This window comes from Halonotius pteroides (assembly GCF_003605635.1).
GTDB classification, from domain to species: Archaea; Halobacteriota; Halobacteria; order Halobacteriales; family Haloferacaceae; genus Halonotius; species Halonotius pteroides.
Genome location: NZ_QMDW01000011.1, coordinates 16,237 through 36,704, shown reverse-complemented (window position 1 = coordinate 36,704; position 20,468 = coordinate 16,237). Strand labels below are relative to the sequence as shown.

Here is a 20,468-nt window from a genome sequence, read left to right as displayed (position 1 = left end):
TATCGACGGTTGCACTCGTCATGATGTTCGTCATCTGTGTGGCGATCAGTCTGACAACAGGAATGGCTGTCTTCTTATAACAGTTTTATCGCCGTGGGTGGATGCGCTTTTGACGCGATAGAATCACCTGCCTGCACGGACTATCGGCAACTCGGTGCGACAGGAACGCGCGTCTCGGAACTCTGTTTTGGGACGTGGCGGTTTGGTCGCCGAACCAACGGGGTGCTGGAAACCGACGAGGACGGCATGCGGTGGGGTCACTGAGCGACGTGGCGACCACGAGCGGTTAGCGACCAGCGACGTGCGGGCGAACGCGGCGAACGATATCGTCGACATCGAAGTCGTCGTCGGCCTTGTCGAAGACGACCTCGCCGTCGACACGGACGATGAACACGCCGTGGTCGCCCATCACCAGAGAGATCCGATTGAGGTGGTCGGCGAACTGCCGGCAGATCGCTTCCTCAACCGCGAGTGCGCGATCGAGAAACCCACACGGAACACAGTATTCGATTTCAATTGTCGACATACAGCCCATAGCCCCGGCACCCCGAAAAACAGTCCGCTAATGCGTAGTGCGCCAGACCGTGCGTGAATTGCGTTAGTCGCTTTCGTGGATCCCACGGAACGCCTCCCGCAGCTCGTCGTCGGGGAACTGATCGAGAATCTCGTTCATCGCGGCTTCCAGCTCGTCGATCCGCCCTTCGAGTTCGTCGAATCGCTCGTCGTCGATCTCGGTCGGCGAGAACTCCGCGGTCAGCGTGGCGTATTTTTTGCGTGTTTCATAATACTCGGAGACCAGCTCCTCGTAGTCGTCGATGAGGAACGCCTGTTCGACCGCGGTCAACAGCTCCTCCTTGGAGACGGGTTTGGTGAGATAGCCTGCCAGCGGCATGTCGATGATGTCGAGATCCGGGTCGACAGCGGTAACCATGATCACCTGACAGTCGGATTCCCAGTCGTCGATATGGTCGAGGAGCTCGTCACCCGACATCCCTGGCATCCGGCGGTCAAGCAAGACGAGATCGATATCCGAGGTAAGTTCAACCAACGCCTCGCCGCCGGTGAACGCCACCCGCGCCTCGTAGTCATCCTGCAGATGATGGGCATGCAGTGCAGCGAGGGATTGTTCGTCCTCGACGATGAGGATCGTTCGCTCACGCTCGGAATCCATTGTCGGTGCTTTAACAGCACCCATAAAAACTATTTCGCACACGAAACGATCGGTGCCGCTTATCACCAAGCGCGCCCGCCTCCCGCGTCACCGCAACCGGCCTACCAGAGTTACGCCGACCGCCGTCGCTGCAGCCACGGCACCACAGTTGGCCGCCAATACAGCAGCCCCGCCGTCACCAGAAACACGGCCGTCGACAGCCCGTAGGAAACCTGCAGCGCCGAGGTGACAAGCAAGGAGCCACCGCCTGTGATCGCTGAGATGAGCGAGGCGAGAATCGGCCACGAACAGGAGACACACGAAAACAGCCCGATCAGCCCGGCGGCCGCCGAGCCAGCAGCGTCGATGACTGTCACGTAGACTAGATACGCGAGCGCGGCGTAGCCAACGAGATAGTTCGGCATCAGCGTAACCGTCACCTGCTGGCCGCTGTACAGCAGCGCCGGGCCATACCCCGGCGGCAACGGCGCGATCCGCAGCCCGGTCGCCGCCTCGCCGACACCGACCGTAATGAGGCCGCCAGCGACGGCCAACAGCGCGAAGTAACCGCCACCGATCGCCAGCGCGCGGCGACGAACCCGAGTGGCCGCCGTCGCCGCTGGCCGGCTGTTGAGAACGACCCACACGCTCACGTTGATCCAGATGGCAGCGTACACGATCAGGCGGAATGAGGCAAAGCTCGCGGTCGTTAACAGCACGTAGAGAACGGCAGCCAGCAGTTGGCTATTCAGAAACAACGCCCAGTAGAGCCGGCGACCGGTCGGCACGGGGATCGAGAGCCCGCCGGTCGTCGTAGCCATCGGCTACAACACCAACCCCTCAACGACGATAGCGAGCAGGACGGTGCCAAGATAGGCATTCGAGGCGTGGAACGACCGGAACGCCGCCGCCTCGGTCTGCTCGTAGTGCAGGCGGATGACAAACCAGAGGAATAACGCGCCGAAGCCGACGGCGACAGCAACGTAGATCCAGCCAAGCACGTCAGCAGCGGCCAGCGCCGCACCGGCGACCAGTGTCGCCCCGAGATACCACAGGATGTGTCGCCGTGTTGCAGTTTCACCGTAGACAACCGGCAGCATCGGGAACCCGCCGCGCTCGTAGTCGTCCTTGTAGGCCAAGGCGAGACTGTAGAAGTGCGCTGGCGTCCAACAGAAGATGAACGCCGCAAGCAGGAGGCCACCAACGCCGATCGAACCGGTGACCGCCGCCCAGCCGATCAACGCCGGCAGCGCGCCGGCCGCGCCGCCGAGGACGGTGTTTTGGACGGTGTTTGGTTTCAGGATCAGCGTGTAGATCACGCTGTAAAACAGAATGGCGACAACGCCGAGGGCAGCCGTCAACAGATTCACCGTCGCAAAGAGGGCGATCGACAGCGTCGTCAACGCCAGCCCGAACGTGACAGCGTTGCGGAGCGGTACCAGATCCGTCGCCAGCGGGCGGTCGCTGGTGCGGGCCATCCGTCGATCCACGTCGCGTTCGAGAATATGGTTGAACGTCCCCGAGGCACCGATCGATAGCGCGCCGCCACCGAGAGTCGCCCCGACCGTGTAGGGCGTCAGCCCCGGGCCGCCGGCCAAGGCCATCGCCGCCGCCGCAACAAGACACAGCAGCCACATCAACCGCGGCTTCATGAGCCGAAAGTACGCAAACAGCGTCGCTTTCGTCCGCTCGATCCGGTCGGTCGGGATCGGTGGACGACTCTCAGGATCGAGCGGCTCGGATGGCTCCAGTGGCCCCTCAGGCACATCGTCTGGGTCGCCGGTTTCGGCCTCCAGCCACCACGTGAGGGCAGCCAACAGGCCACCGAAAATTGTCACGCCAGCCAGCAGGTGGATCGCCGAGAGGCGGTCGGTACCGCCGGTCGTTGCTACAACCGCGCCCAGTCCAGCCTGGGCTGGATAGGCGACGATCGCAACAGCAACCGCGAGTTTGACGCGGCGGGCGGCCTCGGTGCGGATGACCGCCACCGCTGACGCGAGAACACCAACCCCGACGACGACGGCGACAAGCCGGTGACCGAAGGCAACCCAGCCGTCGAAGGTCGTTGGCAGCGACCAGCCGGAGCCACAGGCTGGCCAGGCCGTACAGGCTGCGGCGGCGTCGGTCAACGCCGTCGCCACGCCGACAACAAGGAGCAGATACACGCCCATCGTTGTCGCCGCCAAGAGGAGCGGCACCCGATCCGGAAGGCGAACGCTGAAACTCACTGTACGGCGATTAGGCATCGACGTATATATGCGTCCGGATTCTCGCTATTCAGCATTTTAATTACGGGCCGATACGGTGGAGTCAGCAGGTATTTACACACGCCAGTCCAACAGCGAACAAGCATGAACGCAAGGCGTCTCGTGGCGGTCTCGGCGGTCGCAGCAGTGTTGGCGACACTGTTTGCCGACCCGGTCGCCGCCCAATCGACCTCGGCGGAGTTGATCTATGGGCTCAACGAACAGCTCCTGATCGTTGCGATCCCGATCACGCTGTTAGTCGAAGGGATCCTGCTGTATGCTGTTATCAAGTTCAAGGGCAACGACGAGCCAAAGCCGACCCAGGAGAACCGACGGCTTGAGATCACGTGGACAGTTGCCACAGCCGTCATCCTCCTGTTTGTCGGTGTTGCCTCCTACGGCGTGATGGCCGACGAAAACGTCGAGTTCACCGGCGGCGAAGAGGAGGTTGCCCCCGAGGAGAATGATGTGCTGATTCAGGCGCAAGCCTACCAGTGGGGCTGGGATATGAGTTACCCGAACCAGAATATGACAGTTAGCGGGGCCGGCTCAGGGCCAACGGTCGTCATCCCAGCCGATCAGGATGTGTATGTCAACGTGAGTTCCCGGGATGTGATCCATGGCTTCCACGTGCCAGAACTGGGGATGAAATCCGACGCCATCCCGGATCAGACCAACTACATCAAAACAAATGTCAGCGAAACTGGCACATACCAAGGATACTGTAGTGAATACTGCGGGGTCGCCCACTCACAGATGTACTTCACAGTTGAGGTCGTCGACCAAGCCGAGTACGAGGCGTGGCTTGACGAACAACAGGCGAGCTAACGACCGGCACCGTCAACGCTGACCGACGTGATCTGTACAGAGCGACGTTGTTGGTGACCGAAGACGAACCATACAGATACTATCTTTCTGCGATAGCGATTCCGACATCGTCGATCCCACCGACAAACACATCGACAGAACGTAGCTTGCAGTTACACTGCAGCGAGATTACTCAGTGCTATCGTTAGCGCAGAAATCCTCATACCGACGATTACAGAATCGATGACCGACCGCTCAGACCAGCATCTCCTCTTCGGCTTCCAGTAGCTCGTGGTAGCGGTTGCGGATCGTCACCTCGGAGATGTCGGCGACCTCCGAAACCGCGGCTTGGGTTGTCTTTTCGTTCGTCAGGAGCGCGGCCGCATACACCGCGGCGGCAGCCAGCCCGACCGGCGATTTCCCGCTGTGGACGCCCTGCTCTTTGGCGTTTTTCAACAGCTGTTTTGCGCGCATTTCGGACTCCTCTGAGAGCTCCAGCGAGGAGGCAAACCGCGGGACGTACTGCTCAGGATCGGCTGGTCGCACCTCAAGTGAGAGCTCGCGGACGACGTAGCGGTAGGTGCGGGCGATCTCACTTTTTTCAACTCGCGATACGTCGGCGATCTCATCGAGGCTCCGGGGAACGCCGGCCATCCGAGCGGCGGCGTACACACATGAAGTGGAGACGCCCTCGATCGAGCGCCCCGGCAACAGATCCTCATCGAGTGCGCGGCGGTAGATGACCGACGCCGTTTCACGGACATTGTCGGGGAGGCCGACCGCCGACGCCATCCGGTCGATCTCGCCGAGGGCCTGTTTGAGATTGCGCTCCTTGCTGTCGCGGGTGCGGAACCGCTCGTTCCATTTGCGGAGCCGCTGCATCTTCTGGCGTTGTCGCGCCCCGAGCGAGCGGCCGTAGGCGTCCTTGTTCCGCCAGTCGATATTGGTCGACAGGCCCTTGTCGTGCATCGTGTTCGTCGTCGGCGCGCCGACACGGGACTTCTGGTCTTTTTCGGCACTATCGAAGGCCCGCCACTCGGGGCCGCGGTCGACAGAGTCTTCGGTGATTACGAGCCCGCAGTCGTCACAGACGGTTTCACCGTGTTCGTCGTCGGTGATGACGTTGCCGCTGCATTCGGGACACTGTAGGCCGGCGTGTTCCTCTTCGGTTTCGGTTGTCGACTCGGTACCACGCTGCCGCTCTCTGGAGGGCGATCGGTCGGTCGTCTTGGTAAAGGTTTGATCACTCATTGTCTAAGGGCCCCCTACGAGATGACGAACGGGGGAGCTATCGTTTCCTACACAACGACAGACCAATACTTAAGCAGTGTGGTATTGTTTTGCGACAGCACCGCTACCGGCCGAATTTGGGTGAATGACCCTGATAGTTTGGTGGTAGAAACACAAGATGAGTCCGACGGGTGTCAGCGGCTCACAAAGCGAGCATGTTTTGAAACCACCACTCCCAACGAGGGTATGGAACAGCCGCGGATCGTCTCGCTGGCACCGAGCGCGACGGCCACGCTCACAGCCCTCGGCGTCGCCGACCGAGTTGTCGGTGTCACCACCCACTGCGAGCTCGATCGACCAACAGTCGGCGGCTGGCTGAACCCAGACTACGAGATGGTCGCCGACCTCGACCCGGATCTCGTCTGCACCAGCGACGACCTCCAAGGCGAGATCCGCGATGGGCTCCAGAAACGCGGCTATCGCGTCCACCACCACGAGCCAAGCCGGCTCGATGCGGTGCTGGCGGGGTTCAAATCGCTGGCCGCGGCTGCCGGTGTCGACGACGCTGGCAAGCAGTTGGTGGCTGACTGTCGACAGCGACTCGATGCTGTTGCCGAAACCGTCGGTGGCGGCGACGACCCGGTCGTCTACTGCGAGGAGTGGTCAGACCCGCCGATGGCCGCCGGCAACTGGGTGCCCGATGCGGTCGACGCCGCGGGTGGTCACTACCCCTTCGTCGATCCGGGTGATCGCTCACAGGAAGTCGGTCAGGAAACCGTCGTCGATGCCGACCCTGACCACGCTGTGTTGCATATCTGTGGCACCGGCGACAACGTGTCAGCTGATCGACTGCGAGAGCGCGGCTGGTCGCTGGATGCTGAAGTCCACGTTGTCGACGACTCGCTGCTGAATCAGCCGAGCCCCAAACTGATCGATGGGATCGAACTGCTCGCTGTGCGATTATATCCCGAGTGCGTCTGACACAGTCTACCGAACGCCGAGATAACCACCCGCTTCGGTGGCGACCTGCTCAGTCACTGTATCGATGAGGCGGCCTTCTGCTCGGTCGATAGCAGCGTGCCGGATCGAGACGACCGTCCACGGATTGACGTAGCTGGCTCTGGGGAGGCCGCCAGTGGCGAAATCATGGTCAGTGAGCCGCACCGCAGCCTCACGCTGGGTCGTCGTGATCGCTGCGTAGAGGGCTTCCTCAGCACTGAATGGATGGCTATCGTCGCTCAGACAAACGTAGGGACGGTAGTCGGCGTCGCCAAACAGATCTGGGCCTTTCAGTACGACGCCACGCTCGTAACTCATGGTTACTCCTCGCGGTAGTAGTCGTCAGTCGTTGACGCCGAACTCGCCTGTGTCTGGGCCGCGTAGGAGGCAAGCCGGTCGTCCTCGCCGAGAGCCCAGTACCGACCGCGATGGCGAACAAGCCCGCGGTCGTCCAGCCGGGACAACACCGCGCCGACGCTGCCGCGTTTGATCCCCGTCGCCTCGTGAATCTCCGTCTGCGTAAACGCCTGTTCGCTGTTCGTCGCAAGGAAGCGAAGAACCTGATGCGGTTGGGTGCCGTCCTGTATGTCGAGTACGTCCGTGGGCTTCTCATCAAACTGATCGATGCTGATCGGCATGTATAATAGAATGTAAGATATCGTAATAAATCTGCGGGCGAACCGTCGCTCGCAATATAACGCAAAATCAAAACAGTCAGCGGCGACCCGCGCTACTCGGTCTCTTTTTCGGTGATGAGTTCCTCGTCGTCAACGTCAGTTTCCTCGAGATCCGGCTCCGGGATATCCGGCTCGTCAACATCGGCTTCACCGCCGGCGATGTCGGCCTCGCCGGATTTGATCTGTTCGGCCTCCTGTTCGAGCTGTTCGATATCCATCTCGGCGGCCTGATCGATCTCGCCTAGGATCTCGTCGATGTCGTCGAGGCCGAGCATCTTGCGTGTCTCGGCGTCGAACTCCTTGCCTTCGAGGCCTTCAGTTTCCTGAACGTCGCTGCCGGTGAGCGTCTTGCCGTAGCGACCGACCAGCGAAGTGAGCTCCTGCGGCAGGATGAACGTCGAGGACTCGCCTTGGCCGATGCGTTCGAGACTCTCCATCCCGCGTTCGATGATCGCGCGTTCACCCATCGACTCGGCGGATTTCGCACGCAGGACGGTTGAGATCGCATCACCCTGTGCTTCGAGGATCTGGCTTTGCTTCTCACCTTGTGCGCGGATGATGTCGCTCTGTTTGTCACCCTCGGCGGTTTCGACCGCGCTGCGGCGTTCACCTTGGGCTTCGAGGATCATCGCCCGGCGGCGACGCTCGGCGGAGGTCTGTTGTTCCATCGCCTGCTGGACATCCTTCGATGGGTTGACCTCTCGCACCTCGACGCTCTCGACACGAATCCCCCACTCGTCGGTGGGTTCGTCGAGTTCTTTGCGGATCTTCGAGTTGATCTCTTGGCGTTTGTTGAGCGTGTCGTCAAGCTCCATATCGCCCAGCACAGCCCGCAGCGTCGTCTGAGCGAGGTTGGAGACAGCCTTTTTGTAGTTGTCCACTTCGAGGAACGCCTTCTTGGCATCCATGACCTTGATATACACGACGGCGTCGGCGGTGACCGGCGAGTTGTCACGGGTGATCGCCTCCTGTCGCGGCACGTCCAGTGTTTGGGTACGCATATCGAAGGCGTAGGTGCGGGAGACGAACGGCGGAATGAGATTAAAGCCCGGTTCAAGCAGCTTCCGGTACTCGCCGAAGACCGTGAGCGCCTCCTTCTCGTAGGCGTCGACGATCTCGACGGTCTGCCAGATCGTCACAGCGACGACTGTCAGGAACAACAGCCCGACGGCGAGCGTCGTCAACCCCAACTGGAGGACAAGTGGATCCATAACATGATGTTAGGTTGAGACCCCAATAAGGGTTGGCTTCGCAGGGCTCTGGGGAGATTATCGCTCAGTGTCGGTCTCTGTGGCAGCCGTGCTGTCGGCGTGTTCAGCCGCAAACGCCGCCGCGGCAGACTCATCCTGCACACCCTCCTCGCGGCCGGCAGCCAACTGCCGGTCAATGTCGTCCTCGATGGTTTCGAGTGATTCAACCGTGACGACGTTGCCGCCGCCGGGATCAATCACCATCACATCAGCACCCTCAGGGATTGCGCCGTCCATCGACCGCGCCGAGTAAAACGGGTTGAAGCCGCCGCCCTGGAGTTTGACCTCACCGCCGGTCGGCGTTACCCGTTCGGTCACCCGGCCGGTCATTCCCTGCAGCGTCTCGGAGTCACTCGTCTGGGCTTGGCCCTTCCCGCCGTAGAGATCGAACTCATGGTAGACGTAGAAGGCGAGAATCCCGAACAACAGCACGAACAGGCCGAGCGCAAACGGGCCGAGAAACGGGAACAGCAGCCCGACGAGCCCTGCACCGAGAAGCCCGATACCGACGACAACGAAGTTCGCACCCGGCGCGAGAGCTTCCGCCAGCGAGAGCAACAGTCCGGCGGTCACCAGCAGTAACGGCACCGCCTCCGGGCTAATAAACTCCGTGAGCAACACGACCATACACGTCATACGTGTTCAACGGATATAATCCTTGAATGTGGAGGCTACCAGTACACACACCCAAAAGGGGCGATAACAGTCTCACAGGCCGGTGACAACGACGCCGAGCGTCAACAGCACCCCAAGCACAACGAAACTGGCATGCTCCAGTGAGATCGATTCGGGCTCGATGACGGTGTCGTCGGGATCGTCCGCAGCATCAGGGCCGACAGCATCAATTGAAAATCGCCACTCGCTATCGCCGTCGGCTTGGGTATCAACATCGCTGTCGGCGGAATCGGCCATACTATGAGAATGGGTGGGAGAATAATAACCCTTGTCTCAGCGGTGACAGCACCGGTGGGGTGGTCGGCGGTATTAGCGTGGTGTCGACTGCAGCACGTCGCCGTCGAAGACGATTCCGCGTTCGGCGTCGATGCTGACCGTCTCGCCGTCGGCGATCGAGTCCGGAACGGTGGCGTCGCTGAGCATCGGAATCCCCAGCTCACGGGCGACGACGGCTGGATAGCCGGTAAGCCCACCGCCGTTGTCGATGATGCCGGCGATCTGTGTGACATCGCCGGTAAACTCACCGTCGAAATCAGCCGCAAGCGAGAGGATCGCACCCTCGGGGAGGGTCGAAAGGTCGCCGTCGGTGATCCGTGTCAGCGACCCCGACGCCCGGCCACCGGTGACAGATTTGCCGCTGGCGACCTTCTCAGCGGCGATATGGACTTTCAGCATGTTGGTTGTGTTCGCGCCGTCGACCTCCGAGAACAGCCCGGAGATGGCGACAACGGTCTCACCACTTTTCGCCGCCCCAGCACTGATCGCCGCCTGGACGCTGCTCTCGAGGATGGTGTCGGCGTCCGCTTCGTACTGGTGATACTGCGGGGTGACACCCCAGACCAAGGCGAGTTGGCGGCGCACCCGGTCGTTCGGCGTGGTGGCGACAACAGGTACCGGCGGCCGAAACTTTGCGGCCTTGCGGGCGGTGTAGCCGGATTCGCTGGCGGCGACGATGGCGGCCGCACCGATATCACGGGCGAGATAGCGGGCCGACCGCGCCAGCGGCTCGGTACGGGAACGATCGCTGGCGGCGGGAACGCGTTGTTCGACGGTTTCGGCGTACTCGTCGGTCGATTCGACGCGGCTGACGATGTTGGCCATCGTCTCGACGACTTGAACCGGATGGTCGCCGACGGCGGTTTCCCCGGAGAGCATGACCGCGTCAGTGCCGTCAAGCACGGCGTTGGCAACGTCGGAGGCCTCCGCCCGTGTTGGCCGCCGGTTACCGATCATCGAGTCCAACATCTCGGTTGCCGTGATGACCGGCACACCGTTGTCGACGCACTGCTTGATGATCCGCTTTTGGATCATCGGGATATCTTCGAGCGGACACTCAACCCCAAGATCGCCGCGGGCGACCATGACACCGTCGGCCGCGCTGATGATCGAATCGAGGTTCTCGACCGCGCCAGCGCGTTCGATCTTGGCAACGACAGGGATATTTGCCCCAAGCTCTTCGAGCTTGTCGGCGATGGCATACACGTCCTCGCCGTCGCGGACGAAGCTCGCGGCGACAAAGTCGGCCTCCTTGTCGGCGGCGAGTTTGAGCTCCTGTTTGTCACCGGGGGTGATGAGATTGATATCGAGGTCGACACCCGGGATGTTGACACCCTTTCGGCTTTGAAGCTTGCCGCCGTTGGCGATCTCGGCGGTGACTTCCTCGCCGTCGACATCGGTGACGGTGGCTTCGATCCGGCCGTCGTCAAGCAGGATCCGATCACCGTCGCCGACACCTTTGATCGACACCGAGAGGCCGACCCGCTCGGGGGTCGCGGTATCGCCCGGCGCGAAGACAACCTCAGAACCCGATTCAAGCTCGACGTGGCCGTCGATCTCGGCGGTTCGCACCTCCGGCCCTTTGAGGTCAACCATCAGCGCGAGCGAGCGGTCGCCCTCGGCGTCGACCTCCCGGACGCGGTCGATAACGGTCGCTCGGTGCTCCGTCGACCCGTGGCTCGCGTTGAGCCGGGCGACGGACATTCCCGCCTCGTTCAGCGCACGAATGGTCTCCGTGTCGCTGGAGGCTGGCCCGAGCGTACAGACGATTTTCGCGTTTCGCATGGCTTGGCGTACGACAGGCAACTTAAAAAAGCCCCACGATCCGCCTGTCAGCGACACCTGCCGACAACGGTGTGGCCGGTCGTAACTCAGCCGACCAGTGACCCATCGAGTGCGTCGTCAAGTTCGTCGGTTAGCTCCGGGCCCTCGAAGGGTTTTGTCACGTAGCCGTCCGCGCCGGCTTTTGCGGCCGCTCGCATCTTCTCGGTCTGGGAGACGCTGGTGACCATCACAACTGTCGTCGACGGCGAGCGGTCTTTGATCGCCGAGAGTGCCTCGATCCCGTTGAGCTTCGGCATCATGATATCCATCGTCACCAGATCCGGCTCGGTTTCAGCAAAGACCTTGATCGCCTCACGACCGTTTTCGGCGGTGCCAACGATCTCAACATGGTCATCGATCGCCTCGGAGACGACCGTCCGCTGAAACGCGGAGTCATCAACGACGACTGCTCGGGGTGGCATACCCGCTGTATGTGCGACGAGCGTATAATAGTTAATCTCGGCTACCGCGGCGGTGATACTGATACAATCACTGTTCGACCGGATAAAAATCGTCGCATGCAGTTTCAGCGTCAACAACAAAACTGGTAGCTTCAAGGGTCTCCCGGCGCCACCGGTAGGCAGATGAAGGTGTTTGCATCCCGGGCGGATCGATGGCGGACGCTCCTGCTTGTCGTCGCCATCTGTGCCGCGTTTGTCGGCCTCTACGTTGGTGCCCGCCGATATGCTCCCTTCGTGTTCAACGCCCAAGCACTCCGGACGTGGATCGCCGGGTTCGGGGTTTTCGCGCCGTTGGTGTTTGTGTTCCTGCAGGCCGCCCAGGTTGTCCTCGCGCCGATCCCCGGACAGGTCGTCGCCCTTGTCGCCGGCTACCTCTTTGGGCCGGTGTATGGAACAGTCTACAGCCTAACAGGGGTGCTCATCGGCAGCGCGGTCGCCTTCAGCCTCGCCAAGCGGTACGGCCGGTCGTTCGTTGAGGGTGTTATCGCCGATGACGTGATCGACCGCTTCGACGCCTTTGTTGAGCGGGTCGGTGCCCCTGGCCTGTTCGCGTTCGTTATCATCCCTGGATTGCCTGATGATGCGATCTGCTTCCTGAGCGGGCTGACAACCTGGCGACTCCGCACGTTTCTTGGGGTTATCGCGATCGGGCGGCTCCCAGCGTACGTCATCACCGTCTATGCGGGCGGTGAGTTCGCCAGCGGACGGTTCATCGAAGGGATCGCACTTGTCGGGCTCATCATCACGGCCTCGGCGGTCGGCTACTACAAACAGGATGCCGTGCGTGATCTGGTAACACGACTGGAGCCACGACTGCCGTTTTGAGTAGCCATCTCAGCCCCATGTCCATTTCGCATCAAGAACGTACCGATACAGCCCGCTGATGAGGATGGCGACAGCGTTGCCGACGAGATACAACAGCCCAAGCCACTCAACAAGCGCGTAGAGGATGGCCAACTGCAGCGGGATCGCCGTCCCCCGGACGACGTTCGTTTTCAGCAACCCGACGAGGTAGTCGACACGGCCGGTGTTCTGGGATGCCTGAAACGTCCACGCGTTGTTGAGAATATACGAGAGAATGATCGTGATCTCGATAGCGATCGTCGCCCCCACCAGATAGTTTAGCCCAGCAAGATCGACAAAGAGCCACAGCAACGCCATCTGGATGCCGGCAGTGAACGCGCCGACGGCGACAAATCGCCTGAGCTGGACGGCCAGCGGACCATACAGGAGGGATCGAAGAAACGACCGAAGCACCTATCTGTACCCCAGCGCGGCGAGTCGTGTTTCGAGTTCCTCGTCGACAGCGTCGTCGCCAGCGGTATCGTTGTCGGCTGCGGCCGATAGCATGGCGGCGTGTTCGGCGGCGATCTCGCTGAATCGATCATGGGCCTGCTGAGCGTCGGCTGACAATCCACCCTGTTTGGCGCATAGCTCATCCTGCTGGGTCGGATCCTGCTGGCGGTCATAAAGCTCAATCGCACCGGTTTCGGTGTTCTCGGTGTAGAGCCACTGCTCATCGCGGACGCTGACAAGGAGGTCGCCGTCGGCAAGCGATCGTGGGATCGGCTGGGTGGTGACCTCCTCACCGCGAACCGCAACCGAGACGATCGGCGTGTCGGTCGGAGCCGCCCCCTCCCGAACGGTTGCTACCAACGACTCGCCGGTCCACACCTCAGGGGCGTCAACCCCGAAGCAGTCGGCGATCGTCGGCGGAAGCGCGTCCAACCCGACAGGCTGGTCGATTCGGCGGGCGTCGCTGCCGGGGAGGTCGACGATGAGTGGCACGCGTATCAGTTCGTCGTAGAGCTTCGGATAGTGGGCGAGATGGCCGTGTTCCTGAAACTCCTCGCCGTGGTCGCCGGCAACGATAACGGCAGTGTCGTCGTCGTGGCCGGTCGCCGACAGTGTCTCCAACAGGCGGCCGATGCTGGCGTCGACTTGGGTGACGGCAGCCTGGTATAGCATCCGGAGGTCAGCAAGCGTCTGTGGGCCGACCTCTAAGCCGAACGCGGTGCGGGCGTGGGCTCGCAGCATGCGATGGGTACCAACCGTGTCGTCGGAGACCGCACGGATGTATCGGGGGGCGGGGACGTACGGCGTGTGGGGATCCATGTAGTGGATCCAGAGAAAAAACGGCTGGTCGTCGTCCTCGCGGGCCTCGATGAACTCAGTTGCGCCCTGCTCGATATCGAACATCCGGGAGGTATCGAGGAAAGGACGGTCGTCGGCGTCGCCGCTGAGCCACGATTTGACGCGACGGATCGGCGAGGTCGCCAACTGCACCCACGCCTCAAGTGTCGGGTGGGTCGCAAGATACCGGCTGTAGATACTCGATCCGACGCTGGCGACAAAGGGCTCGAACGCATCGAACCCATCGTCGTACCCCCAATGGGAGGTCAGAAAGCCATTGGCGGCGTTGAAGCCGCCGGTGGCGACCCCGCTGTCGGCGAGAACGCGCGGCAGCGTCGGCGAGCTGTCGACGCCGATTCGGCCGGTGTCAGCGAACACCGGCCGTGAGGCAAGCATCGCGGGAAACGAAAACGGCGTCCAGTTGCCGGTCGCAAACGCGTTCTCGAAGACCGTCCCCCGGTCGGCCAGCGACGCCAGCGTGGGCGTCTGACCGGCCTCGCTGTATGGGCTGATGGCGTCTGCGCGCAGCGAATCAACTGTGATAAGGACGGTGTTCGACACGTCGGTATCGGAATCCATGGGAAGACAGCGGCTATATAGCTGTCAGACGGGCCACCGCTATGAAAAGCCTGCTATTGTGTCGCTGTCGCCGGACTGTTACTGGATTCGCGTGCCGACGGCGGCGTCGCCGTGAGTCGTCAGCAGGTCGGCCTCCTCGCCGGCGGCCAGCAGCATCCCGTTGGATTCGACGCCAAACAACTCGGCTTTTTCGAGGTTGGCGACGATGATGACGCGGGTGCCTGGCAGTGAATCGAGATCATGCAGCTGTTTGATGCCCGCAACGAGTTGGCGTTCCTCGAGGCCGATATCGACCTGGAGCGTGGCGAGTTTGTCGGCGTCTTCGACGCCCTCGGCGTCGATGATCTCGCCGACGCGAATGTCGAGCTCCTGGAAGTCCTCGAAGCTGATTCGCTCCTCGGTGAGGGTTTCGAGGCTGGCGGCCTGTGTGTCGGTGTCGTCGGTCGTATCGTCAGTCATGGTCTCGTCAGTGTCGTCTACGTCGGCCGCGTCGGCCTCCGGTTCATCGTCGGTTGCGTCGGCAACCCGCTGGTCGAGTTTTTCATTGAGCTCTTCGACGCGCTCGGCTTCGATCTTCTCGAACAGTTCGTCGGGTTCGTCGAACTCGCCCTGCGGAGCTGCGCTGGCATCGTCGACCGTCGCATCGGCAACAGTGCCGTCCTCCCCGAGTTGGCTCCAGAGCCGGTCGCAGGTCTCGGGGGCAGCCGGCTGGAAGAGCACGGCCAGCGCCTTCGAGAGTTGGACGCAGTCGTAGATGACCTGTTCGGCCTGTTCGGGATCGTCGTCGGTGAGCTTCCAGGGCTCGTTGCGCTGGATGTACTCGTTGCCGAACCCCGCGAGGTCGATGGCGGCGTTGCCGGCCTTTCGGATCGAGTAGTCGTTGATAGCGCTCTCGAAGTCAGCGACAGCCTCGCTGATTCGATCGTCGACCGCCTCGGAGACGGTCGCATCAGGCGCGCCGCCGTAGTTGCGGGCGGCAAACAGCAGCGATCGGTAAACGAAGTTGCCGAGTGTCCCCACCAGTTCGGTGTTGACGCGGTCGCGGAACTTCTCCCATGAGAAGTCAACGTCCTGCTGGAAGCCGCCGTTGGTGGCGAGGTAGTAGCGCAACAGATCGGGATGGAACCCCTCATCGAGATACTCGTCGGCCCAAACCGCGCGGTCGCGGCTCGTTGAGAAGCCCTTACCGCCGAGTGTGACGAAGCCGGAGGCCATGATCGCCCGGGGCTCGACGTAGCCCGCGCCGTTGAGCATCGCCGGCCAGAAGATGGCGTGGTGTTGGATGATGTCGCGGCCGATCACATGGACGATCTCACCGTCTTCCTTCCAGGGCTGTTCCCAATCGTAGACATCGCTACCGACGCGGTCGGTGTACTGTTTGGTCGAGGAGATGTACTCGATCGGTGCGTCAACCCAGACGTAGAGCACGAGGTCGTCGGCATCGTCGTCGTCAGCGTCGGCTGCGTCGTCAGGGTAGTCGATCCCCCAATCGAGATCACGGGTGATACACCAGTCCTGCAGGCCGGATTCGATCCACTCCCGCGGCTGGTTTTGGGCGTTTGATGTGCCGTCCAATCGGTCAAGGAAGTCGGTGAGATAGTCTTCGAACTCTGAGACCTCGAAGAACTTGTGGGTGCGTTCGTGGTACTCGGCGGGATTGCCGGTGATCGAGGAGACGGGATCTTCGATCTCGCCGGGTTCGAGATGGCGCTGGCAGCCGTCGTCACACTCGTCGCCGCGGGCCGTCTCGCCGCAGTACGGACAGGTGCCCTCGACGTAGCGATCCGGGAGGTGTTGATCCTCGATTGGATCGTAGGCGACCATGATCTCCTTTTCGTAGATATGGCCCGCCGCGGCGAGATCGCGGACGATCTCCTGGGTGAGTTCGGTGTTCGTCTCGTCGTGGGTGTGGCCGTAGTTGTCGAACCCGATGTCGAACTGCGGGAACGTCTGCTTGTAGGTTTCATGCCACTCCAAGGCGAATTCCTCGGGGGAGACACCCTCCTTGTCGGCGTTGACGGCGACCGGCGTCCCGTGCATGTCCGAGCCGCAGACGAAGGCGGTCTCTTGGCCGAGCGTTTCAAGTGCGCGAGCGTACACGTCGCCGCCGACGTACGTTCGCAGATGGCCGACGTGCAGGTCGCCGTTGGCATAGGGCAGCCCACAGGTCACCACCGCGGGACGGTCGGTTGGGAACTCGTCGTGACTCATTGGCTATTCGTTGGTGATGGGAGCCTAAAAGCCGCTGATTCGTCGGCGTCATGAGTGAGGATCCGCTCGTCAACCACGCAACCCTTCCGCTGCGATCCGGTCGATCACGTCGCGCTGCTGGCGGCGAAGCGTATCGCGCTGGTCGTCGAACGCCGCTTCGATAGCCGTTTTGAACTGCTCGAAGGCGTGTTTGTCGCCACACACGAACGTCCCGTTGACGGTATCATAGGCGACACCGAGCGGCAGCGTTTCGATATCCGAGAGATCGATGAACGGGGCGTCGGCTTGCTGGGGATCGCCCGACAAAAACAGCGTTTGTCGAATCGCTCGCCCGCCGAGAGGTCGTCGGCGAACTTGACGGCGACATCGAGATCGGACGCGGGCGTCGCCTCGCCCGCAGGCCGAGAACCGAAGACGGCGACGAACTCGACAGCCGGATCGGCACAGACCGACGTGTCGAGAACGGCATCTACCTGTGAGTCTTCGGCTCCCGATTCCATAGATGAATTGACGCCGTTTCGTCACAAAAGAATTCCGCCGCCAAGGTAGTATTCACATCGAGACGAGTTCAACAGTGCCGGTCGATCCACTCGCACCACGCCTGAAACTCCGCCGCGCCGCACTGGTCAGCAATCGAGTGGAGCGTCCCGATCCGGACCTCGTCGTGCATCGGCACGTCGACGAGGCGAACCTCGCCGGTGTCCTCGTTCTCGTATCGAAGCCGGACGTGGCTCCCGTGCCGTTGTTGGGGAACGTAGCCGAAGTCGGTCAGCACGCCGATTATCTCACGGCCCGAAAACGTCGTTCGAACCATCGATCACTGCATGAACTCAGGAAGTTCGTCGTGGTCTTCACGCGCTGCCGCGACCTCGTCGGGATCGATTCCCAACGCTTCGAGAAACGCGTCCTCGTCGTCGATCCGCTCGCCCTCGCCGTTTTCGAGGGCCAGCACCTCCGCGAGCTGCGACAGTGCTTCGGCCCGCGTCTCGCCGCCACGAGCCAGTCCGGTTTCCGTATCCCGCGCCGTGATCGATCCGTCCGGCTCACGGGTGAACTCTACCCCACCGGATTTCTCGGAACCGTCTTTCGTCGTGCTGGCCATTGGTGACGATTCCTACGGACGAACGCCGAATAAGCGTTCGGGCGGAAATGTCGATGCTGCTGGCCGTTGCATCCGCCAAGAGAAGAGTCACGTCAGCAACCTACGCACGAACGCGATCCAGATCAGCGAGGAACGCCTCCAGCGACGCCCGACGCACGTGGGGCATACAGACGATCCGGAGGTCGCCGTCGGCGGTACGGGCGATCCGCCACTCCTCGTCGCGCAACGCTTCAAACGTCGCCGGTGACAGCGACGCCGTCACCAGCGGGAGCGTCGGTTCAGCGACATCGATCCCGCGATCAGCAAACTCCTCGGCCAGAAAGTCGGCGTTGGCCTGCTGGTCGCGGTACTGCTGGCGGTAGCCCGCCGGCCAGAGTTCGTCCATCGCGGCGACCGCGCCGGCGACGCCAGCGCCGCTACGGGTACCGGTGAGTGTGGCCTGCGATGTCGTCTCCAGATACGGCGTGTCGACAGCAAGGGCGTCGACTGTCTCGCGCTCGCGGGCGAGCAGGCCACCGGCCGGCACCGGGGCCTGCCCGAACTTGTGGGGGTCGATCGCCATTGAGTCGATAGGTGCGTCAGCGAACGACCACTCATAGTCGGTAAATGGCAGTATAAAGCCGCCCCAGGAGGCGTCAACGTGCATGTTCGCGTCAGCGTCGTGAGCGAGCTCGGTCATCGCGGGGATCGGATCGACACGGCCGTACTCGGTTGAGCCGGCGACGCCGATCACTAACTGCGTTTCGTCGTCGACGGCCGCCGAGACCGCGTCGAGGTCGGCACGGTAGTCGTCGTCAACGGGGACAGTGCGAAGCTCCACACCAAGCATTTCGGCTGCTTTGGTCACGCTGAAATGGACGCTCGTCGGGGCGACAATGTTCGGCATGCCGCTGCCAGCCGTATCTGTGCCGTCGGCGAGATTGCGGGCGGCGTGAACGGCCTGAATGTTGGCCTCGGTGCCGCCGCTGGCGATGTAGCCAAAGGCGGTGTCAAGGCCGGCGATGTCGCCTAACTGATCGATAGCGTCCGCTTCGAGGTCGGCGACTGTCTGATATGTCGCGGGGTCGCCGGGGTTTGTCGCCAAGAACTCGACGGCAGCCTCGTGGGCACGAGGATGCGGCTTGGTACACATCGAGGAGAGTACCCGGTCGAAGTCCTGTGGTTGTCGCTGCCGTACGCGCTGCATTACCATCTTATAACGGCGAAAGAGGTTTAGCCGTTGTGTTCGATCCGGTAGTTCAGGATCATCCATACAGTTCCACAGTAATAGAATCAGACTTCGATGATCTCGTCGTCGTCAGCGGGCGGAACGGTGAGTGTCCCATCAAGCGCGACAGCGGCCTCGCCGCCGACCCGAACCTCCTTGCGACCGCGGTCGTTGACGCCCACATCGACTCTGACGATCCCGCCGCGATCGACGAAATGACCCTGTTCGAATCTGAGCTCGTCCGGCAACTCGTCGAAGGCCTCGTACGCGTCAAGATACGCGCCGCAGGCCCCGCTTGCGGTACCCGTAACGGGGTCTTCGTCGACGCCAGCACCGGGGGCGAACATTCGGGCGTGCAGCGTCGATTCCGCGTCGAGGGTGTCGAACGTGAAGGCGTAGATCCCGGTCGCGTCGTGCTCGTCGGTGAGCGCTTCGATCGCCTCCAGATCCGGCTGGACGCCGCTGAGCCCTTCGAGGAAATTGACCGGGACGATGAGAAACGGCAGGCCGGTCGTCGCCCGCGCGATCGGCAGGTCGGCACCGACATCCTTGAGCCTCGCGGCGTCGATCCTGAGCGCGTCGGCCACCCGATCGTAGTCGACCGCGACGGTCTCGACTTCAGGGCGGGATTGAGTCATCCAGACGATACCATCGTCTTGGAGTTCGATATCGAGGATGCCGACGTTCGTCGCCAACGTGTGGGTGCCGGGCTCGATGGCCCCATCGGCCGCCAACAGCGCGTGACTGGCGATCGTCGCATGCCCACAGAGGTCGACCTCTTGGGTCGGCGTGAAATACCGTATCCGGCGGTCGGCGTCGTCGGTCGTTGAGAGAAAGGCAGTTTCGCTTGCGCCCAACTCGCGGGCGATCGCTTGCATCTGTGTCGCCGAGAGCCCATCAGCCTCGGGGACGACCCCCGCGGCGTTGCCGGCGAGGGGATCGTCGGTGAAGGCATCGACGAGCAGCGTGCGGCGCGTGTCCATATCCACCCTACGGAACCAACGGGTTCAAACCCCGGGTTCCAGCCGGCGAACGGTTACCAACACTCCCGGTGGACGGCGTCGCCGTCGTCAGGCAACACCGGGCCAGCAACAACGACCGGGTCGCTGCCGCGCTCGAAGACCGTCGGCGACGGACAGACCATGTCGGCGTCCCGGAGTTCGCCGAGCCGTTCGGCACTCGTTGCATAGACGACCGCGCGCACGCCAGCGTGATACAGCCCGCCGGCACACATCGGACAGGGCTCGGTTGAGGTGTACAACACGAGATCGGTAGGCTCGTCGAACTCGGCGGCCGCCCGGCGAGCGAGCGTGAGTTCTGGATGTTCAGCCACGTCGTTTTCGGTGACAACGGCGTTTCTCGCTTCGGCGACAAGGGTGTCAGCTTCGACGAGGACTGAGCCAAACGGCTCGTCGCCGCGGTCGGCCGCCTCGCGGGCCAGCGTCAGCGCGCGGCGGAGATGGCTCTCGTGATCGAAGTCGGCGAACGGTGGCCCTGGGGTCGTCGCATCGAGATCAGTTGGATCGGCAACGCGGATGACAGACATACCCAAAGAGACGGCGACGACGACAATAGACGTTTGGGAACCGCTGAACACCGCTGTGGGCTCACGAGGCTTTTATGTACCATGGCGGTCGACGC

Annotated in this window: 24 protein-coding genes and 2 pseudogenes; 4 read left to right on the top strand and 22 right to left on the bottom strand. The window is 62.2% G+C overall.

Annotated elements, in window-relative coordinates; genetic code table 11:
* Window positions 1-117: 117 nt before the first annotated feature.
* Window positions 118-243, top strand: a pseudogene (locus tag DP106_RS15845) (aldo/keto reductase); the annotation flags it as partial.
* 43 nt (window positions 244-286) lie between these two features.
* Here DP106_RS15845 and DP106_RS09035 read toward each other — a convergent pair.
* The 4 genes from DP106_RS09035 to DP106_RS09020 all read right to left on the bottom strand — a co-directional run bounded on the left by DP106_RS09035 (window position 287) and on the right by DP106_RS09020 (window position 3,321).
* The gene (locus DP106_RS09035) at window positions 287-526 is read right to left on the bottom strand and encodes a SelT/SelW/SelH family protein (RefSeq protein ID WP_120084896.1); all 240 of its coding nucleotides are present in this window, start codon (window positions 524-526) and stop codon (window positions 287-289) included.
* A 72-nt stretch (window positions 527-598) separates the two neighbouring features.
* The gene (locus DP106_RS09030; RefSeq protein WP_165857859.1) at window positions 599-1,171 is read right to left on the bottom strand and encodes a response regulator; all 573 of its coding nucleotides are present in this window, start codon (window positions 1,169-1,171) and stop codon (window positions 599-601) included.
* Window positions 1,172-1,281: 110 nt separating this feature from the next.
* Window positions 1,282-1,971 (bottom strand): DUF7546 family protein, encoded by a 690-nt coding sequence (locus tag DP106_RS09025; RefSeq protein WP_120084814.1) that lies wholly within the window; start codon window positions 1,969-1,971, stop codon window positions 1,282-1,284.
* A gap of 3 nt (window positions 1,972-1,974) precedes the next feature.
* The gene (locus tag DP106_RS09020) at window positions 1,975-3,321 is read right to left on the bottom strand and encodes a heme o synthase (RefSeq protein WP_120084812.1); all 1,347 of its coding nucleotides are present in this window, start codon (window positions 3,319-3,321) and stop codon (window positions 1,975-1,977) included.
* A gap of 180 nt (window positions 3,322-3,501) precedes the next feature.
* Here DP106_RS09020 and coxB point away from each other — a divergent pair, with 180 nt between their 5' ends.
* Window positions 3,502-4,224 carry a cytochrome c oxidase subunit II gene (coxB, locus tag DP106_RS09015; RefSeq protein WP_120084811.1) on the top strand — a complete coding sequence of 241 codons (723 nt, stop codon included), beginning with the start codon at window positions 3,502-3,504 and terminating at the stop codon, window positions 4,222-4,224.
* A gap of 234 nt (window positions 4,225-4,458) precedes the next feature.
* Here coxB and DP106_RS09010 read toward each other — a convergent pair whose 3' ends face one another.
* Window positions 4,459-5,454: a transcription initiation factor IIB gene (locus tag DP106_RS09010; protein WP_120084810.1), complete on the bottom strand. Its 996-nt coding sequence runs from the start codon at window positions 5,452-5,454 to the stop codon at window positions 4,459-4,461.
* Between the two features lie 225 nt (window positions 5,455-5,679).
* On the opposite strand from DP106_RS09010, the gene DP106_RS09005 reads away from it, so the two are divergent.
* Window positions 5,680-6,414 (top strand): helical backbone metal receptor, encoded by a 735-nt coding sequence (locus tag DP106_RS09005; RefSeq protein WP_120084808.1) that lies wholly within the window; start codon window positions 5,680-5,682, stop codon window positions 6,412-6,414.
* A gap of 6 nt (window positions 6,415-6,420) precedes the next feature.
* On the opposite strand, the gene DP106_RS09000 is transcribed toward DP106_RS09005, so the two are convergent.
* The 7 genes from DP106_RS09000 to DP106_RS08970 all read right to left on the bottom strand — a co-directional run bounded on the left by DP106_RS09000 (window position 6,421) and on the right by DP106_RS08970 (window position 11,556).
* On the bottom strand, window positions 6,421-6,750 hold the full coding sequence (locus DP106_RS09000; protein ID WP_120084807.1) for a hypothetical protein: 330 nt from the start codon (window positions 6,748-6,750) through the stop codon (window positions 6,421-6,423).
* 2 nt (window positions 6,751-6,752) lie between these two features.
* Window positions 6,753-7,070 (bottom strand): MarR family transcriptional regulator, encoded by a 318-nt coding sequence (locus DP106_RS08995; protein ID WP_120084806.1) that lies wholly within the window; start codon window positions 7,068-7,070, stop codon window positions 6,753-6,755.
* A gap of 92 nt (window positions 7,071-7,162) precedes the next feature.
* Complete coding sequence (locus DP106_RS08990; protein WP_120084805.1) at window positions 7,163-8,320, bottom strand: SPFH domain-containing protein; 1,158 nt, start codon at window positions 8,318-8,320, stop codon at window positions 7,163-7,165.
* Between the two features lie 57 nt (window positions 8,321-8,377).
* Complete coding sequence (locus DP106_RS08985; RefSeq protein ID WP_120084895.1) at window positions 8,378-8,986, bottom strand: NfeD family protein; 609 nt, start codon at window positions 8,984-8,986, stop codon at window positions 8,378-8,380.
* A gap of 81 nt (window positions 8,987-9,067) precedes the next feature.
* On the bottom strand, window positions 9,068-9,271 hold the full coding sequence (locus DP106_RS08980) for a DUF7312 domain-containing protein (protein WP_120084804.1): 204 nt from the start codon (window positions 9,269-9,271) through the stop codon (window positions 9,068-9,070).
* 72 nt (window positions 9,272-9,343) lie between these two features.
* Window positions 9,344-11,095: a pyruvate kinase gene (gene pyk / locus DP106_RS08975; protein WP_120084802.1), complete on the bottom strand. Its 1,752-nt coding sequence runs from the start codon at window positions 11,093-11,095 to the stop codon at window positions 9,344-9,346.
* 86 nt (window positions 11,096-11,181) lie between these two features.
* Window positions 11,182-11,556 carry a response regulator gene (locus DP106_RS08970; protein ID WP_120084894.1) on the bottom strand — a complete coding sequence of 125 codons (375 nt, stop codon included), beginning with the start codon at window positions 11,554-11,556 and terminating at the stop codon, window positions 11,182-11,184.
* Between the two features lie 162 nt (window positions 11,557-11,718).
* Between DP106_RS08970 and DP106_RS08965 the strand changes: the two genes are divergently transcribed.
* Window positions 11,719-12,420, top strand: coding sequence for a TVP38/TMEM64 family protein (locus tag DP106_RS08965; protein WP_120084801.1), 702 nt, complete (start codon window positions 11,719-11,721; stop codon window positions 12,418-12,420).
* 9 nt (window positions 12,421-12,429) lie between these two features.
* Here the strand turns inward: DP106_RS08965 and DP106_RS08960 are convergent, their stop codons facing one another.
* The 10 genes and pseudogenes from DP106_RS08960 to DP106_RS08920 form a co-directional block, all read right to left on the bottom strand.
* On the bottom strand, window positions 12,430-12,852 hold the full coding sequence (locus tag DP106_RS08960; RefSeq protein ID WP_120084800.1) for a GtrA family protein: 423 nt from the start codon (window positions 12,850-12,852) through the stop codon (window positions 12,430-12,432).
* The gene (locus tag DP106_RS08955) at window positions 12,853-14,307 is read right to left on the bottom strand and encodes a sulfatase (protein WP_120084799.1); all 1,455 of its coding nucleotides are present in this window, start codon (window positions 14,305-14,307) and stop codon (window positions 12,853-12,855) included.
* A 78-nt stretch (window positions 14,308-14,385) separates the two neighbouring features.
* Window positions 14,386-16,518, bottom strand: a complete 2,133-nt coding sequence (gene metG, locus DP106_RS08950) for a methionine--tRNA ligase (protein WP_120084798.1) — start codon at window positions 16,516-16,518, stop codon at window positions 14,386-14,388.
* 69 nt (window positions 16,519-16,587) lie between these two features.
* Window positions 16,588-16,824 (bottom strand): hypothetical protein, encoded by a 237-nt coding sequence (locus DP106_RS16240; RefSeq protein WP_240625386.1) that lies wholly within the window; start codon window positions 16,822-16,824, stop codon window positions 16,588-16,590.
* Window positions 16,825-16,892: 68 nt separating this feature from the next.
* Window positions 16,893-17,018: pseudogene (locus tag DP106_RS16235) on the bottom strand (hypothetical protein); the annotation flags it as partial.
* Window positions 17,019-17,086: 68 nt separating this feature from the next.
* Window positions 17,087-17,332 carry a type II toxin-antitoxin system HicA family toxin gene (locus tag DP106_RS08940; protein WP_120084797.1) on the bottom strand — a complete coding sequence of 82 codons (246 nt, stop codon included), beginning with the start codon at window positions 17,330-17,332 and terminating at the stop codon, window positions 17,087-17,089.
* A gap of 3 nt (window positions 17,333-17,335) precedes the next feature.
* A complete protein-coding gene (locus DP106_RS08935) occupies window positions 17,336-17,620 on the bottom strand; it encodes a type II toxin-antitoxin system HicB family antitoxin (protein WP_120084795.1) in 285 nt (94 codons plus the stop codon).
* Window positions 17,621-17,720: 100 nt separating this feature from the next.
* A complete protein-coding gene (gene mfnA / locus DP106_RS08930; RefSeq protein ID WP_120084794.1) occupies window positions 17,721-18,806 on the bottom strand; it encodes a tyrosine decarboxylase MfnA in 1,086 nt (361 codons plus the stop codon).
* Window positions 18,807-18,892: 86 nt separating this feature from the next.
* Entirely contained in the window at window positions 18,893-19,810 is a 918-nt protein-coding gene (locus tag DP106_RS08925) for a PhzF family phenazine biosynthesis protein (RefSeq protein WP_120084793.1), read from the bottom strand.
* A gap of 53 nt (window positions 19,811-19,863) precedes the next feature.
* On the bottom strand, window positions 19,864-20,373 hold the full coding sequence (locus DP106_RS08920) for a nucleoside deaminase (RefSeq protein ID WP_120084791.1): 510 nt from the start codon (window positions 20,371-20,373) through the stop codon (window positions 19,864-19,866).
* Between the last annotated feature and the right edge of the window lie 95 nt (window positions 20,374-20,468).

Excerpts from the sequence above, each read along its gene's own strand:
- DP106_RS09035 (WP_120084896.1), bottom strand. The coding sequence starts at position 526 with ATGTCGACAATTGAAATCGAATACTGTGTTCCGTGTGGGTTTCTCGAT.
- DP106_RS09030 (WP_165857859.1), bottom strand. The coding sequence starts at position 1,171 with ATGGATTCCGAGCGTGAGCGAACGATCCTCATCGTCGAGGACGAACAA.
- DP106_RS09025 (WP_120084814.1), bottom strand. The coding sequence starts at position 1,971 with ATGGCTACGACGACCGGCGGGCTCTCGATCCCCGTGCCGACCGGTCGC.
- DP106_RS09020 (WP_120084812.1), bottom strand. The coding sequence starts at position 3,321 with ATGGGCGTGTATCTGCTCCTTGTTGTCGGCGTGGCGACGGCGTTGACC.
- coxB (WP_120084811.1), top strand. The coding sequence starts at position 3,502 with ATGAACGCAAGGCGTCTCGTGGCGGTCTCGGCGGTCGCAGCAGTGTTG.
- DP106_RS09010 (WP_120084810.1), bottom strand. The coding sequence starts at position 5,454 with ATGAGTGATCAAACCTTTACCAAGACGACCGACCGATCGCCCTCCAGA.
- DP106_RS09005 (WP_120084808.1), top strand. The coding sequence starts at position 5,680 with ATGGAACAGCCGCGGATCGTCTCGCTGGCACCGAGCGCGACGGCCACG.
- DP106_RS09000 (WP_120084807.1), bottom strand. The coding sequence starts at position 6,750 with ATGAGTTACGAGCGTGGCGTCGTACTGAAAGGCCCAGATCTGTTTGGC.
- DP106_RS08995 (WP_120084806.1), bottom strand. The coding sequence starts at position 7,070 with ATGCCGATCAGCATCGATCAGTTTGATGAGAAGCCCACGGACGTACTC.
- DP106_RS08990 (WP_120084805.1), bottom strand. The coding sequence starts at position 8,320 with ATGGATCCACTTGTCCTCCAGTTGGGGTTGACGACGCTCGCCGTCGGG.
- DP106_RS08985 (WP_120084895.1), bottom strand. The coding sequence starts at position 8,986 with ATGGTCGTGTTGCTCACGGAGTTTATTAGCCCGGAGGCGGTGCCGTTA.
- DP106_RS08980 (WP_120084804.1), bottom strand. The coding sequence starts at position 9,271 with ATGGCCGATTCCGCCGACAGCGATGTTGATACCCAAGCCGACGGCGAT.
- pyk (WP_120084802.1), bottom strand. The coding sequence starts at position 11,095 with ATGCGAAACGCGAAAATCGTCTGTACGCTCGGGCCAGCCTCCAGCGAC.
- DP106_RS08970 (WP_120084894.1), bottom strand. The coding sequence starts at position 11,556 with ATGCCACCCCGAGCAGTCGTCGTTGATGACTCCGCGTTTCAGCGGACG.
- DP106_RS08965 (WP_120084801.1), top strand. The coding sequence starts at position 11,719 with ATGAAGGTGTTTGCATCCCGGGCGGATCGATGGCGGACGCTCCTGCTT.
- DP106_RS08955 (WP_120084799.1), bottom strand. The coding sequence starts at position 14,307 with ATGGATTCCGATACCGACGTGTCGAACACCGTCCTTATCACAGTTGAT.
- metG (WP_120084798.1), bottom strand. The coding sequence starts at position 16,518 with ATGAGTCACGACGAGTTCCCAACCGACCGTCCCGCGGTGGTGACCTGT.
- DP106_RS08940 (WP_120084797.1), bottom strand. The coding sequence starts at position 17,332 with ATGGTTCGAACGACGTTTTCGGGCCGTGAGATAATCGGCGTGCTGACC.
- DP106_RS08935 (WP_120084795.1), bottom strand. The coding sequence starts at position 17,620 with ATGGCCAGCACGACGAAAGACGGTTCCGAGAAATCCGGTGGGGTAGAG.
- mfnA (WP_120084794.1), bottom strand. The coding sequence starts at position 18,806 with ATGCAGCGCGTACGGCAGCGACAACCACAGGACTTCGACCGGGTACTC.
- DP106_RS08925 (WP_120084793.1), bottom strand. The coding sequence starts at position 19,810 with ATGGACACGCGCCGCACGCTGCTCGTCGATGCCTTCACCGACGATCCC.
- DP106_RS08920 (WP_120084791.1), bottom strand. The coding sequence starts at position 20,373 with ATGTCTGTCATCCGCGTTGCCGATCCAACTGATCTCGATGCGACGACC.